Annotated in this window: 11 protein-coding genes; 9 read left to right on the forward strand and 2 right to left on the reverse strand. The window is 69.6% G+C overall.

The features are described from left to right. Positions 1–10: 10 nt before the first annotated feature. Both V6B97_RS09925 and V6B97_RS09930 read left to right on the forward strand, forming a co-directional pair. Positions 11–598, forward strand: a complete 588-nt coding sequence (locus tag V6B97_RS09925; protein ID WP_333506349.1) for a 4Fe-4S dicluster domain-containing protein — start codon at positions 11–13, stop codon at positions 596–598. 2 nt (positions 599–600) lie between these two features. Continuing rightward, complete coding sequence (locus V6B97_RS09930) at positions 601–1,431, forward strand: dimethyl sulfoxide reductase anchor subunit family protein (protein ID WP_333506350.1); 831 nt, start codon at positions 601–603, stop codon at positions 1,429–1,431. Positions 1,432–1,801: 370 nt separating this feature from the next. On the opposite strand, the gene V6B97_RS09935 is transcribed toward V6B97_RS09930, so the two are convergent. Beyond that, the gene (locus V6B97_RS09935; RefSeq protein ID WP_333506351.1) at positions 1,802–2,665 is read right to left on the reverse strand and encodes a tetratricopeptide repeat protein; all 864 of its coding nucleotides are present in this window, start codon (positions 2,663–2,665) and stop codon (positions 1,802–1,804) included. A gap of 151 nt (positions 2,666–2,816) precedes the next feature. Here V6B97_RS09935 and V6B97_RS09940 point away from each other — a divergent pair, with 151 nt between their 5' ends. Further along, entirely contained in the window at positions 2,817–5,213 is a 2,397-nt protein-coding gene (locus tag V6B97_RS09940) for a DUF3536 domain-containing protein (protein WP_333506352.1), read from the forward strand. A gap of 134 nt (positions 5,214–5,347) precedes the next feature. On the opposite strand, the gene V6B97_RS09945 is transcribed toward V6B97_RS09940, so the two are convergent. Further along, entirely contained in the window at positions 5,348–5,854 is a 507-nt protein-coding gene (locus tag V6B97_RS09945; protein WP_333506353.1) for a hypothetical protein, read from the reverse strand. Positions 5,855–6,162: 308 nt separating this feature from the next. On the opposite strand from V6B97_RS09945, the gene V6B97_RS09950 reads away from it, so the two are divergent. The 6 genes from V6B97_RS09950 to V6B97_RS09975 all read left to right on the forward strand — a co-directional run bounded on the left by V6B97_RS09950 (position 6,163) and on the right by V6B97_RS09975 (position 12,571). Further along, positions 6,163–7,011, forward strand: coding sequence for a sulfide/dihydroorotate dehydrogenase-like FAD/NAD-binding protein (locus tag V6B97_RS09950; RefSeq protein WP_167123006.1), 849 nt, complete (start codon positions 6,163–6,165; stop codon positions 7,009–7,011). Between the two features lie 4 nt (positions 7,012–7,015). Then, complete coding sequence (gene gltA / locus V6B97_RS09955; RefSeq protein WP_333506354.1) at positions 7,016–8,461, forward strand: NADPH-dependent glutamate synthase; 1,446 nt, start codon at positions 7,016–7,018, stop codon at positions 8,459–8,461. A gap of 273 nt (positions 8,462–8,734) precedes the next feature. Next, the gene (locus V6B97_RS09960) at positions 8,735–9,025 is read left to right on the forward strand and encodes a late competence development ComFB family protein (RefSeq protein WP_333506355.1); all 291 of its coding nucleotides are present in this window, start codon (positions 8,735–8,737) and stop codon (positions 9,023–9,025) included. Positions 9,026–9,107: 82 nt separating this feature from the next. Continuing rightward, positions 9,108–9,932, forward strand: coding sequence for a histidinol-phosphatase (locus V6B97_RS09965; RefSeq protein WP_333506356.1), 825 nt, complete (start codon positions 9,108–9,110; stop codon positions 9,930–9,932). Between the two features lie 216 nt (positions 9,933–10,148). Then, entirely contained in the window at positions 10,149–11,816 is a 1,668-nt protein-coding gene (locus V6B97_RS09970; RefSeq protein WP_333506357.1) for an ATP-binding cassette domain-containing protein, read from the forward strand. Continuing rightward, positions 11,813–12,571 carry a phosphoribosylanthranilate isomerase gene (locus tag V6B97_RS09975; RefSeq protein ID WP_333506358.1) on the forward strand — a complete coding sequence of 253 codons (759 nt, stop codon included), beginning with the start codon at positions 11,813–11,815 and terminating at the stop codon, positions 12,569–12,571. Before V6B97_RS09970 ends, V6B97_RS09975 begins: the two co-directional genes overlap by 4 nt. The last annotated feature ends 548 nt before the right edge of the window (positions 12,572–13,119 follow it).

The raw sequence follows: 13,119 nt of genomic DNA on the forward strand, positions 1-13,119 counted from the left end.
GAGGCGGCCCATGACCACACAACACGCATCTCTTCCCAGGCAGCGCGCATTTCTGGTGGACGTGGAGCGCTGCATCGGCTGCTTCACCTGCGCCATGGCCTGCAAGAACTACTACCATCAGGAAACCGGCGTGGTCTGGCGGCAGCTGTACCCGCTGGACGAGGCCATCTACCCCCACCGCGAGCGGGCCTTCTTGTCGCTGGCCTGCAACCACTGCGAAAACCCCGCCTGCCTCAACGCCTGCCCGGTGAAGGCGTACGAGAAGCGCGAGGACGGCGTGGTGGTGCACCATCAGGACCGCTGCATCGGCTGCGGCAACTGCATCCGTTCCTGTCCGTACGGCGCGCCGCGCTACAACCCGGTGCTGAAGAAGGCGGAAAAGTGCAGCCTGTGCCACGAACGGCTGGACGCCGGGGAGCAGCCCGCCTGCGTGCAGAGCTGCCCGGTGCGGGCGCTGCGGCTGGTGGACATCGCCGCCATGTCCACGGCCGATGCCGCCAACGCCGTGCAGTACCCGGCAGGGTATCCGGAAATGCCGCAGGTCAATCCGTCCACCCGCTTCATCATGCCCAGAACACCCCGCGTGGTGAGGAGGTAGCCATGCAGAACATCGAACTTCCCCTGGTGCTGTTCACCGTGCTGTCGCAGGCTGCCGTGGGTATCGCCCTGCTACGGGCCGTGCGTTCGTGCGGCTGCGCGGGTGGGGCCTGCGCCACCACCCCCGGCACGGGCGCGGATAACGACGCGCCCGCCAACCGGACGGAATGGCTGGCCGCCACCGCCGTCATGGGCGTGGCCCTGCTGGCCTCGCTGTTCCACCTGGGGCATCCGGAAGGGGCGGTGCGCACCCTGGCCCATCTGGAAAAGGCGTGGCTGAGCCGCGAAATCCTTGCCTTCGGCGCGTTCGCCGTGCTGCTGGCCGTGGCCGCCTTCACCGGCAAGGCGGGCGCGGGCCTGCGCGCCGCCGCCGCGCTGGCGGGCCTGGCGGCCCTGTACACCTCGGGCATGACCTATGCCCCGCCCGCCATGCCCGCCCTGCACAACGCCGCGCCGCTGGGGTTCTTCCTGCTGTCGGCGCTGCTGCTGGGGGCCTCCTTCGGCAGCTGGTTCGCGGGCGAGGCCAGCCAGCCCATGCTGCGCGCCGTGCTGCTGGGCAGCCTGGCGGCGGCGCTGGCGGTGTACGTCATCGTGCCCTGCGTCTGGGCGTCGGGCGGCACGGTGATGCAGATGACCTCGCGCGCCTGGCTGGCATCGCCCCTGTACTGGGCGCGGCTGGTGCTGGGCATCCTCGTGCCGCTGGTGGCGCTGGCGCGCAGCCCGCGCATCCCCCGCTGGATGGGGCCGCTGGTGCTGCTGGGCGAACTGGCGGGCCGGGCGGTGTTCTTCGGGGCCACGGTGCATGCGGCCGTGAATCTGGGCGCGCCGTACTAGATCGGGTGACCAGACCGGGCGATTCCCTCGCCTGAATGAAAACGGGGCGGCGTTCTTCGGAACGCCGCCCCGTGGCATGTGCGCTATCCGCATGCCTCAAGCACGTACCCTGCGCGCTGTTTGCAAGGAGAATTTTTGTTCTCTGCCGAGGAAGAACGCTTTTTTATGGAGGGAGCGTGCCGCAGCCGTTACGCGAGCGCTTGCGCGAGTGTTACGGATGGGGACAGCAGCGCTCTCTTTCGTACGTGACCGGAATAAAAAAGCGTTCTGACCGCTCTGCGCACGATGCCCGTAAGGCTTGCAAGCTCGCCTGACGGGCACGCTTCGCGCCCTTCGGGTCGGACGGCAGAGGGCAAAAAGACCCTTGCAGCTAATAGCCTTCCACCGCGTCCGCCAAAACCTCCGGCACATCGCACGGGTCGTTCAGCAGAAGTTCCTGGGGCGTGTCCGTGGGGTGTCCCACCTCGCGGCCCTTGCGCACGGCGATGACCGCGCGCAACTGCTGCCCTTCCTCCAGCCGGGGATTCAGGGTCAGGGCGCGGCACAGAAAGCCGTTGGCCCGCTCGTAGTCGCCGGATTCGAACAGGGTGCGGGCGATGTTGTACAGCAGGTGGTCGTCCCTGGGCGCCAGTTGCGCGGCGCGGGCGTAGAAGCGCAACGCCTCGCCGAACATGCGGCTCTTGCGCAGCTTGATGCCGAAGTCGTTGAACATGTGCTTGTGGCGCGGGTCGAAGGCGCCGGGCAGGGCAATGAGCCGCTGGAACACCTCGCGGGCCTTGTCCAGGTCTTCGCGGGCAAGGTAGGTGAGCCCCAGCCCGAAGGTGGCGCGCACGTTCTGCTCGTCGATGGCCAGGGCGTTCTGGAACTCGAACTCGGCGCTCCAGGTCTCGCCCCGCTCGCGGTGGCGTTCGCCGCGCGCGATGTGCCCGGCCAACTCGCGCATGGCCGGATACACCTTCTCGTGGTAGATGGCGGGTTCGGGGATGTAGTCCAGCACCAGATCCTCGTAGGTGAGGATGGTGGACTCTCCGGTGGGCACGTGGCTGTCGTTCAGCGCCTGGGCGTCGTAGCGCCCGTCGTCGCGGCGAACCACGTAGATCATCACGTTCTGCTGCACGGTGCGCCGCGTACCGCCGAAGCCGATCTTCATGTCGGCCGTCGTGGAAAAGACCCCGCGCATGGGCTTTTCACCCATCACGGGAAAATCCTTCACCATTTCCGTATCGACGTTCACGGCAACCCCCCGGTTGGCTACGGCATGATGATAGCCTCGCATCGTTCCCCCGTAAACCCTGCCTGCACCCCCATCATCAACCAATCGGGGGGTGGGGCACCTTTCCCCGTTCGACCGGGCGGTGTATCCTGCCGGAAACCAGGAGGTTCCCATGCCCCGCAGCCTGTGCATCCACGGCCATTTCTACCAGCCGCCCCGCGAGGATCCGTGGCTGGATGATATCTTGCCCGAGGGCAGCGCAGCCCCGGCCCCGGACTGGAATACCCGCATCCTGCGGGAAAGTTACGCCCCGCTGGGCTGGGCGCGCAGGCTGGACCGCGAGGGGCGCATCGGCGACATCCTGAACTGCTACGAATGGACCAGCTTCAACGCCGGGCCCACCCTGCTGCGCTGGATGGACCGCCACGCCCCCGACACCCTGCGCCGCATGGTGGAGGGCGACCGGACAAGCGCCGCGCGCTGGGGACACGGCAACGCCATGGCCCAGGTCTATCACCACGTCATCATGCCCCTGGCCACACCGCTGGACCGCGAGGTGGAAACCGCGTGGGCCGTGGCCGACTTTACGGCGCGGTTCGGCCGCGCGCCCGAGGGCATGTGGCTGCCGGAGGCAGCCGTGGACACCCCCACGCTGGAAACCCTGGCCGCGGCGGGCATCGCCTTCACCGTGCTGGCCCCGCGCCAGGCCCGGGCCGTGGCCGTGCTGGACGGCATCGCCCCGGCCAACGCCGCGTGGCAGCCGGTGCACGAAGGCTCGCTGGACATCGGCCTGCCCTACCGGGCGGAACTGCCCTCGGGCCGGCATATCGACATCTTCTTCTACGACGGCCCCATCTCGCGGGCCGTGGCGTTCGAGCAACTTTTGCGCGACGGCGAAATCTTCTGGCGGCGGCTGGCCGACGCGGCCCGCGCCCTGCCCGCGCCCCCCGGCGGGGAGCGGGGCGAAAGCGGCCCCGGCGACCGGCTGCTGGCCGTATGCACCGACGGCGAAACCTACGGCCACCACTTCACCTTCGGCGAGATGGCCCTGGCCCACGTGCTGGCCCAGGGCTACGCCGGACGCGACGGGGTGGCGCTGACCAACTTCGCGGCGTTCCTGCACCGCAACCCGCCGCGCATGCGGGTGCTGCTGCACGAGCCCTCGTCGTGGAGTTGCGCCCACGGCGTGGAGCGCTGGCGGTCCGACTGCGGCTGCACCGACGGCGGCCACCCCGGCTGGAACCAGCGCTGGCGCGGCCCCCTGCGCCAGGGCCTGGACGCGGTGAAGCAGGGGCTGGACGCCCATTTCGCCGCCGCCGGGGCCGCGCTGTTCCGCGATTCCAAGGCCGCCCTGCTGGCCTACGGCCAGGTGCTGGCCCAAAGCGGCGACCCGGCCGCGCGCGAAGCCTTCGCCGCCGCGCATCTGGCCCCCGGCATCGCCGGGCGGCAGGCCGACGCGGCGTGGAAGCTGCTGGCCATGCAGGAAGCGGGGCTGGCGTCCTTTGCCAGCTGCGCCTGGTTCTTCGACGAAATCTCGCGCATCGAGCCGGTGAACGCCATGACCTGCGCCCTGCGCGCCATGGACCTGTGCACCGCCACCGGCGGGCCGGACCTGCTGCCGCGCCTGGCGGAACACCTGGCCCGCGCCGCCTCCAACAAGCCGGAGGAAGGCACCGGGGCGGATATCCTGTCCCGCACCGTGCTGCCCCGGCGCGGCACGGACGCCAGCCTGGTGCTCCAGGCCCTGTGGCGGCTGCGCGCGGAACACGGCCTGCCCGCTCCGGGCGGCACCGCAACCCACGCCTGGCCGGGCGCCGAGGTGGACGTGACCCTCGATGCTCCTGATACACACCACGCCGGCCCCTCCACCGGGCTGGCTGGCGGCGCCATCACCGGCACCGCCGCGCTGCGCCTGCCGCAAGAGGCGGAAGGCCGCGCCGTGCGCTTCACCTGGCAGCCGCCGGGGCCGGACACGCCCGCCCGCGCCTCGCGGGTGACGGTACGCCCGGCAACGGAACCCGACGCCGCCGAAACATCCCTTTCCGTGGCCGACCTGCCGGTAAACGCCCGTCAGGCCCTGCTGCTGGCCCTGCTGCACGGCGACGAACGCCGCGAGGCCCCCCGGCGGGCCGCCCTGACCCGCCAGGCCCTGGCCCTGGTGGACCCGTGGGAGGAGGCCCAGCACGACATGCCCGCCAGCCACCTGTGGGCGGGCCTTGCCCCGCAACTGGGGCTGGCGCTGGTGGCCGAGGCCCCGGCTCCCGGCCTTCCCGGCGACGACGAAATCGCATGGCGGCAGGGCCTGGAACTGCTGCGCTCGCTGCAACCGACGCCCAGGCAGCGGCGCGGGCTGCACCTGCTGGTGCAGGAACATCTGCTGGACCTGCTGGCGGCCCCCGCGCCGGACTGGGCCGGACTGTGCGGGGCCGTGGAACGCACCCGCGAAGTGGCGCCCGACTTCGACTGGTGGACCGTGCAGAACCGGATGTGGGAACGCCTGCAACACAACGGCGCGGCGGAAGGGGCACAGGCCCGGCAATGCGCGGCCCTGCTGGGCTTCCGGGTGTAGCGGCGTATCCTTTCGCCGGACAATGGAACGGCCTCGGGGCGCCATGCGTGCGCCGAGGCCGTTGTCGCTCGATTGATAACGAATGTCAATTGCGGAATAAAACGACGCAGCCCCATGACAAGGGGAAGTCGCACCTACACGGCGGCCTGAATCATGGACGAACGGTCCACCAGCGAGGCGGAGCGGGCATAGGCGCGCGCGCCGGCGGCGGGGGTGCAGGTGGGGGCGGTTTCTCCGAACAGCGCGGCCTGCGCGCCGCCAGTTCCGCCAGTTCTGGTGGTTCCGGCGGTTCCGGTGGCTTCGGCAATTCCGGCATCGGGACTGGCGCCAAGCGCTGCCGTGGGGTCGGAGGGCTGCGCCGGGGCATCGGCGGGCGCCAGTTCCGCCAGCAGTTGCTGCGTTTGCAGGCTGTCCGCGAAGTTGAAGGCCCGCATGCGTTGCAGCGATTCGGCGGCCTGTACGGCCGCGTCCTCCGCGGTGGGGGCGGTTTCGGTCTCGTAGCTGACCGTCAGCGGGCCAAGGGAAAAGGCCGTCTTCGTGCGTCTGGCGGCAAGCAGCCCCAGCGCATCGCCCGCATCGCGGGTCAGTGCGCGGCTGTACGCGGCAAGGCCGCGTGACGAGGTTGCGTCGCCGATGTCCATGGCCGGTCCCTGGCAGATAGTGGGCAAACGGGTCTTGGGCAGACAGGTCTTGGGGGCAGACGTATCCGGGGCAACTGGATCGCGGGCAAACGGATATCGGGCAACTGGCGCCGTGCGCGCCACAATCCGCCGCTGGTCTGATACACTAAGTTACATACGTATCCGCGCCCGCGCAACCCGCATTTTTCTTGCATTGCGCGGGCGCAGAACTTACGAAGGTCGCTGACCGTTCAGCCGGTTGCGGCCGTTCCCGCGCGGCGCCCCGGCAACCGTCATCCGCCAATCCCCGCAAGGAAGGAAGCACGCGCATGCCCTGCAAGATACTGGAAAAAGAGCGCCTGATCCCCGGCCAGACCAGCAAGCTGGTCATCGACGCGCCGCACATCGCGAAAAAGGCGCAGCCGGGCAACTTCGTCATCCTGCGCGTCTGCGAAAAGGGCGAACGCATCCCGCTCACCATCGCCGACGCCGACCCCGAACGCGGCACCATCACCATCGTCTACCTGGTCATGGGCAAGTCCACCGCCCTGCTGGAAACCCTGGACGCGGGCGATTCCATCCTCGACCTGTGCGGCCCGCTGGGCAAGCCCACACACATCGAGAAGGCGGGCACGGTCATCTGCGTGGGCGGCGGCACGGGCATCGCGGCCATGCACCACATCGCCAAGGGGCACCACAAGGCGGGCAACCACGTGGTGGCGGTCATCGGCGCGCGCAGCAAGGACCTGCTGCTGTTCTACGACGAACTTTCGTCCTTCTGCCCCGAGGTGCTCGTGTCCACCGACGACGGCAGCTTCGGCCACAAGGGGCTGGTCACCGACCTGCTGCGCCAGCGGCTGGAAACGGACAAGACCGTGTCCGAGGTGGTGGCCGTGGGCCCCGTGCCCATGATGGCGGCGGTGGCGAAAACCACCGAGCCTTTCGGCGTGAAGACCACGGTCAGCCTGAACTCCATCATGGTGGACGGCATCGGCATGTGCGGCGCGTGCCGCGTGAGCGTGGGCGGCGAAACCCGCTTCGCCTGCGTGGACGGCCCCGAATTCGACGGCCACAAGGTGGACTTCAACGAACTGCGCCAGCGCCTGGCGGCCTTCAAGCCGCAGGAGAAGGCATCGTACGACCACCACTGCAAGTGTACCTGCGCGGGGGAGAAGTAACGCCATGACCGCGACCGCCGAACGCAAGCCCGCCGGGGGCAAGAAGATCGCCCCGCGCGTGGACATGCCCTGCCAGCCCGCCGGGGAGCGCATCCGCAATTTCGACGAGGTGGCCCTGGGCTACACGCAGCGGATGGCCACGGAAGAGGCCAAGCGCTGCCTGCAATGCAAGAACCCCAAATGCGTCAAGGGCTGCCCGGTGGAAGTGCCCATCAAGGACTTCATCGGCCAGCTTGCCAAGGGCGACCTTGAGGGCGCGTACCGCACCATCAAGTCCACCAACAGCCTGCCCGCCGTGTGCGGCCGGGTGTGCCCGCAGGAAAACCAGTGCGAGGGCGCCTGCGTGCTGAACGCCAAGGGCCAGCCCGTGGCCATCGGCCGCCTGGAGCGCTACGTGGCCGACACCTACATGGCCCTCGACGCCTGCAACTATCTTTCGGCCAAGCTCACCTGCCCGGCGGTGGACCCGGACCTGCGCGTGGCCTGCATAGGCAGCGGCCCGGCCAGCCTGACCGTGGCGGGGTACCTGTCCTCGCGCGGGATCAAGGTGACCGTGTTCGAGGCCCTGCACGAGGTGGGCGGGGTGCTGGTGTACGGCATTCCCGAATTCCGCCTGCCCAAATCGGCCATCGTGGAAAAGGAAGTGCAGGCCCTGCGCACCCAGGAGGTGGATTTCGTCACCAACTGGGTGGGCGGCCGCACCTTCTCGGTGGACGACCTGTTCGCGGAAGGCTACCGCGCCGTGTTCATCGGCGTGGGCGCGGGCCTGCCGCGCTTTCTCGGCATCCCCGGCGAAAACCTGACCGGGGTGTTTTCCGCCAACGAATACCTTACCCGCGTCAACCTGGGCCGGGCCTACGCGTTTCCGGACTACGACACCCCGGTCTACCAGGGCCGCAACGTCACCGTGTACGGCGGCGGCAACGTGGCCATGGACGCGGCGCGCACGGCGCAGCGCCTGGGTGCGGAATCGGTGCGCATCGTCTACCGCCGCACCCGCGACGAACTGCCCGCCCGGCACGAGGAACTGGAACACGCCGAGGAAGAGGGCGTGATCCTGGAACTGCTGGCCAATCCCGTGACCTTCCACGGCGACGAGATGGGCCGCCTGACCGGCGTGACCCTGCAACGCATGCGGCTTGGCGAGCCGGACGCCTCGGGCCGCCGCAGCCCGGTGCCGGTGGAAGGCGACACCTACGACCTGCCCACCGACCTCGCCATCATCGCCGTGGGCACCCGGCCCAACCCCATCCTGCTGGAAGCCACGCCGCAGCTGAAGCTGAGCAGGCGCGGCTACATCGAGGTGGACGAGGACACCGGCGAGACCTCCATCCCCAACGTGTTCGCCGGGGGCGACATCGTCACCGGCGCGGCCACGGTCATCCTGGCCATGGGCGCGGGCCGCAGGGCGGCCAAGGAAATTCGCCGCCGCATCCAGGGCGACGGCTAGCACCGGGAACACGCGAAAGAGGACGGAAGGGGACGGGACGCGCATGCGCGCCGTTTCCGCATTTCCCGGTATCCGTCCCCCCCATCGAACGCACGCCGCCGCCCTTTCGCCCGCACGGGCCGGAGGGGCGGCGGTTTCACATGCGGCGTACGGCACGCATGCTTGCGAGCGGCCCGCGCCGTTGCTATGTTCTTCGGGGCGGCACGTGCCGCCTGCATGGCAAGGGGCCAGCCCCCGCCACCGGACACCCATCCCCCCGCAGGAGGCCCGCCCATGGCGCCCAGACGCGAGAAGTACCGCATCGGCGACATCGACCTGACCGACATCCGCAACCGCAATGAACTGCGGGTCATCAAGGCCATCGAGCAGGTGCTGCGCGAGCCCCCCGTGTACACCCCCGACCCCAAGGACATCCAGGACATCTACGCGCTGGCGCTGAACAACCTGGCCCCGCGCTACGCCCAGACCGGCACCATCGTGCTGCGCGACCCGGTGCGCGACGACCAGATCGTCGAGGCCGTGCGCAACGCCTTCGTGCGGGTCATGGAACGTCCCAAGGAATAACCCGCCGCCCCGCCCGCTCCGTCCGGACGGCCTTTCACCGCAACCCGCCCCGGCACCGCGGGGCGGCCATGGACACACCGCCGTGATCACCGTCGATCTGCACGCCCACACCAGCCATTCCCACGGGCAGGCCACCGTGGAAGAGATGTTCGCCACCGCCATGGATCGCGGCATGGAAGTCTTCGGCTTTTCCGAACACTCGCCCCGTCCCCTCGCCTATTCCTATCCCAGGGACTACCGCGACAGGCTGACGGCGGGCTTCCCCCGCTACGTGGACGAGGTGCGCGCCCTGGCCGCTGCACGGCAGGACGGCCGCACCGTGCTGCTGGGCCTGGAAATGGACTGGCTGCCGGGGCAGGAGCCGTTCACGGCGGAAACCATCCACCGCTACCCCTTCGACTACATCATCGGGGGCATCCATTTTCTGGGCACCTGGGGCTTCGACTGCACCGTGGACGACTGGAAGGACCTTTCGCCGGAGCAGACCCACGACGCCTTCGTGCGCTACTTCGACAGCCTGCGCCGCATGGGGGCGTCGGGCATGTTCAACATCGCCGCCCACCCGGACATCATCAAGATATTCGCGGTGGATGCCTTCCACGAATGGCTGAAGCGACCCGAATCGCGCCAGCGGGTGCGCGACGCCCTGGCCACCCTGCGCGCGGCGGGCATGGCCATGGAAATCTCCTCGGCCGGGCTGCGCAAGCTGTGCAAGGAAATCTACCCCTGCCCCGCCATCATGGAGATGGCCCGCGAACTGGAACTGCCCATCACCTTCGGCTCGGACGCGCACTGCACCTCCACCGTGGCCTGGGGCTTCGACCAGTTGGAAGAATACGCCCGCCGCTTCGGCTACACGCACAGCGTGTGGTTCCGGAAGGGCGTGATGCATCAGCGCCCCTTCTAGGGACGCGCCGAATGGTCCTTTCGCCCGTTGGCTACGTCCAACTTCGCCTGCCACTCCGGTCGAATACCACAAAAGTATACTCCCTCCGTGGCATGCTCGTTGTCCTTGCCAACGAACGAAAAACCTCATTCGGCGTGCCCCTATGACCGAATGACGTTCCGTTGTTCCCTGCTTTTCCTGCACCATGCTCCATTTCTCCCATTATCCCCAATCATCATGACTACCACACCTTCGCACCATGCCGACCGCGCCGCCCCGCTGGCGGTGCTGGATAACGTCCGCGTCAGCTTCGGCGGGCGCCGCGCCCTGGACGGCGCAAGCTGGACCCTGCGCGCCGGGGAATGCTGGGCCGTGTTCGGCCGCAACGGCGCGGGCAAGTCCACCCTGCTGCGCGTGGTGCGCGGCACCACCCGGCCGGACCAGATCGACGGCGGCCGGGTAACCTGGTTCCCGCCCGCGACTGATAGCGAAACCGCGCCGCCCCCGGAAACATCCCCCCTCGTCGGGCGCGCCCTGTGCGCCAACGTGTCCTCGGCCCAGCAGGAACGCTACGTGCGCCAGGGCTGGCTGCTCACCGGCCAGGAACTGCTGCTCACCGGCTACTTCGACACCCCCCTGCTTTACGAGGATCCCGGCGCGGAACGGATCGCCGCCGCGCGCGACCTGGCCCGCAGCCTGGGGGCCGCCCACCTGCTGGACGTCAAGGTGCCCGCCATGTCGCAGGGGCAGTTGCGGCTGATGCTGGTGGCCCGCGCCCTGGTGCGCCAGCCCGCCGTGCTGCTGCTGGACGAGGTGTGCGAAGGACTGGACGCTACGGCCCGCGCCGCCGTGCTGGGCGCCGTGGACCAGGCCGCCGCGCTGGGCGTGACCGTGCTGTTCGCCACCCACCGCACCGGCCAGTTGCCCGCCTGCCTCACCCGCGCCCTGCTGATGCAGGGCGGACGCCTGGCGGCGGAAGGCCCGCTGGCCGAAGTCATGGCCAACCTGCCCGCCGACTCCGGAGTTTGCCCTGGTGACGGACCAGATGCCGGAGTGGACGATGACCTGGACACCCCGGACATGGCCGGGGCCTCCGTGAACGGCAGTGCCACACCCGTCCGCCACCCCGGCGCGCCCGCCCCGGTGCTGGCCCGCATCGAACGCGCCGACGTGTACGTGGAGCGGGTGCACGTGCTGCACGCCATCGACTGGACCATCCGGCGCGGCGAGAACTGGTGCGTCATCGGCCCCAACGGCTCCGGCAAGTCCACCCTGCTGCGCCTGCTGCACGGCGAGGAAAACGTGGCCGTGGGCGGCGACATCGTGTGGTTCGCGGACGAGGCATCCTGCGGCGTGGCCCGGCGCGAACCGCCCGCACAGGCGTCCCTGCGCGACCTGCCCCTGCTGAACCGCCGCGTAGCCCTGGTGTCCGACCAGTTGCAGGCCACCTACGGCTACGACCTGACCGCCGAGGAATTGGTGCTCACCGGCTTTTCCGGCACCATCGGCCTGTACGAGGAACCCGACGACGACCAGCGGACCGAGGCCGCCCACTGGCTGCGCATGCTGGGCGCGGCGGGCTTGGCCGGACAGCGCATCCGCACCCTGTCCACGGGGCAGTTGCGCCGGGTGCTGCTGGCCCGCGCCCTGGCGGGCGCACCGGACCTGCTGCTGCTGGACGAACCCTGCTCCGGGCTGGACCCGGCCAGCCGCGCTGCGTTCCTGGCCCTGCTGGGGCAACTGGCCCGCGCGGGCGTGCAGATGGTGCTGGTCACCCACCACGAGGGCGACCTGATTCCGGAAATCACACACGTGCTGCGCCTGGCGGACGGCTGCGTCACCCATTGCGGGCCACGCAGTGACGACAGCGACGGCGACGATGCCGCGCGGGACAAGCCCGCATGACCACGGCCCCGTTTCCCGACCCTCCCCGGCTGGAGCGCGGCGCGCCCTTCTCCGGGCTGATCCAGGTGGCGGGCGTGCACGACCTGGCCGAAGCCCTGACCCTGCGCGCGGCCGGGGTGCACGCCATGGGCCTGCCCCTGCGCCTGCCGGTGAACGCGGAAGACCTGACCGAGCCCGAAGCCGCCCAACTGGTGGCCGAGGTGGAACGCCTGCCCGCCCCGCCCCTGCTGCCCGTGGGCATCACCTACATTGCCGACGGGGCCGAGGCGGCGGCCTTCTGCCGCGTGCTGGGCCTGCGCCACCTGCAACTGCACGGCCCGGTGGCGGCCAGCGAACTGGCCCGGCTGCGGCGCGAGGTTCCGGACCTGTTCCTGATCAAGAGTCTGGTGGTGCGCGCGGAAGGCAACCTGCTGGAACTGCTGGACACCGTGCGTGAACTGGCCCCGCTGGCCGACGCCTTCATCACCGACACCCACGACCCGGCCACCGGCGCGGACGGGGCCACCGGCCGCACCCACGACTGGACCGTGAGCGCGGAACTGGCGCGCCGTTCGCCCCGCCCGGTGATCCTTGCCGGGGGCTTGAACCCGGACAACGTGCGCGCGGCCATCCTGCGGGTACGCCCGGCCGGGGTGGACGCGCACACCGGCGTGGAAGGCCCGGACGGGCGCAAGTGCCCCAAGCGGTTGCGCCGCTTCGTGGACGAGGCCCGGCGGGGCTTCGCGGCGGCAGGAACAGGCCGCGCCGGGGCCTGACGGAACGCACAACGGCAGGCCGGACAGTGACGGCCCACGGCCCATGCCGTGCGGCCCATCACCCCCTCCTGCGGTAAGCCCCTTGAACTTCCTGATTCTTTCCGGTACACCTCGAACCGAGGATTGGGAAATTGCGCACAACCCGCGCGCGTTCCGCGCCGGGTACCAGAAGGAGGCTGTCATGGATTTCGCATGGTTCTTCGCGGGCATCATCGGCGTGGCCATTGGTCTGCGCTACATCAAGTGCACCACCCCCAACGATCCGCACCACCACTAGAACACGTTTTTCGCCCAACGGGCATGCGGCCTGCGGCAGGCTCACGCCCGGCTGCGGCGCGCGCAGGAAACGGACGGCCCCGGCCGTCCGTTTCGCGTTTTCCGTCCGGTCTGCCCCAGCCTGGTTCGACTTCGCCCTCCCCTCCGGTTTCTCTTTTGCCCCTGAAGCGCCCCGCCGCTTCGACCAATGTCTTTCAGCGCGCTTGACGGCGGGCGCATTTGGCTGTTGGTAGAAGACAGCGTGAGCGCACACTGCCGCGCGGCATGCCGGA

This window comes from Nitratidesulfovibrio sp. 1201_IL3209, assembly GCF_036763125.1.
Lineage (GTDB): Bacteria > Desulfobacterota > Desulfovibrionia > Desulfovibrionales > Desulfovibrionaceae > Cupidesulfovibrio.

What these genes read in the sequence shown, in the direction of transcription:
- V6B97_RS09925 (WP_333506349.1), top strand. Translation starts at nt 11, where the DNA reads ATGACCACACAACACGCATCTCTTCCCAGGCAGCGCGCATTTCTGGTG.
- V6B97_RS09930 (WP_333506350.1), top strand. Translation starts at nt 601, where the DNA reads ATGCAGAACATCGAACTTCCCCTGGTGCTGTTCACCGTGCTGTCGCAG.
- V6B97_RS09940 (WP_333506352.1), top strand. Translation starts at nt 2,817, where the DNA reads ATGCCCCGCAGCCTGTGCATCCACGGCCATTTCTACCAGCCGCCCCGC.
- V6B97_RS09945 (WP_333506353.1), bottom strand. Translation starts at nt 5,854, where the DNA reads ATGGACATCGGCGACGCAACCTCGTCACGCGGCCTTGCCGCGTACAGC.
- V6B97_RS09950 (WP_167123006.1), top strand. Translation starts at nt 6,163, where the DNA reads ATGCCCTGCAAGATACTGGAAAAAGAGCGCCTGATCCCCGGCCAGACC.
- gltA (WP_333506354.1), top strand. Translation starts at nt 7,016, where the DNA reads ATGACCGCGACCGCCGAACGCAAGCCCGCCGGGGGCAAGAAGATCGCC.
- V6B97_RS09960 (WP_333506355.1), top strand. Translation starts at nt 8,735, where the DNA reads ATGGCGCCCAGACGCGAGAAGTACCGCATCGGCGACATCGACCTGACC.
- V6B97_RS09970 (WP_333506357.1), top strand. Translation starts at nt 10,149, where the DNA reads ATGACTACCACACCTTCGCACCATGCCGACCGCGCCGCCCCGCTGGCG.
- V6B97_RS09975 (WP_333506358.1), top strand. Translation starts at nt 11,813, where the DNA reads ATGACCACGGCCCCGTTTCCCGACCCTCCCCGGCTGGAGCGCGGCGCG.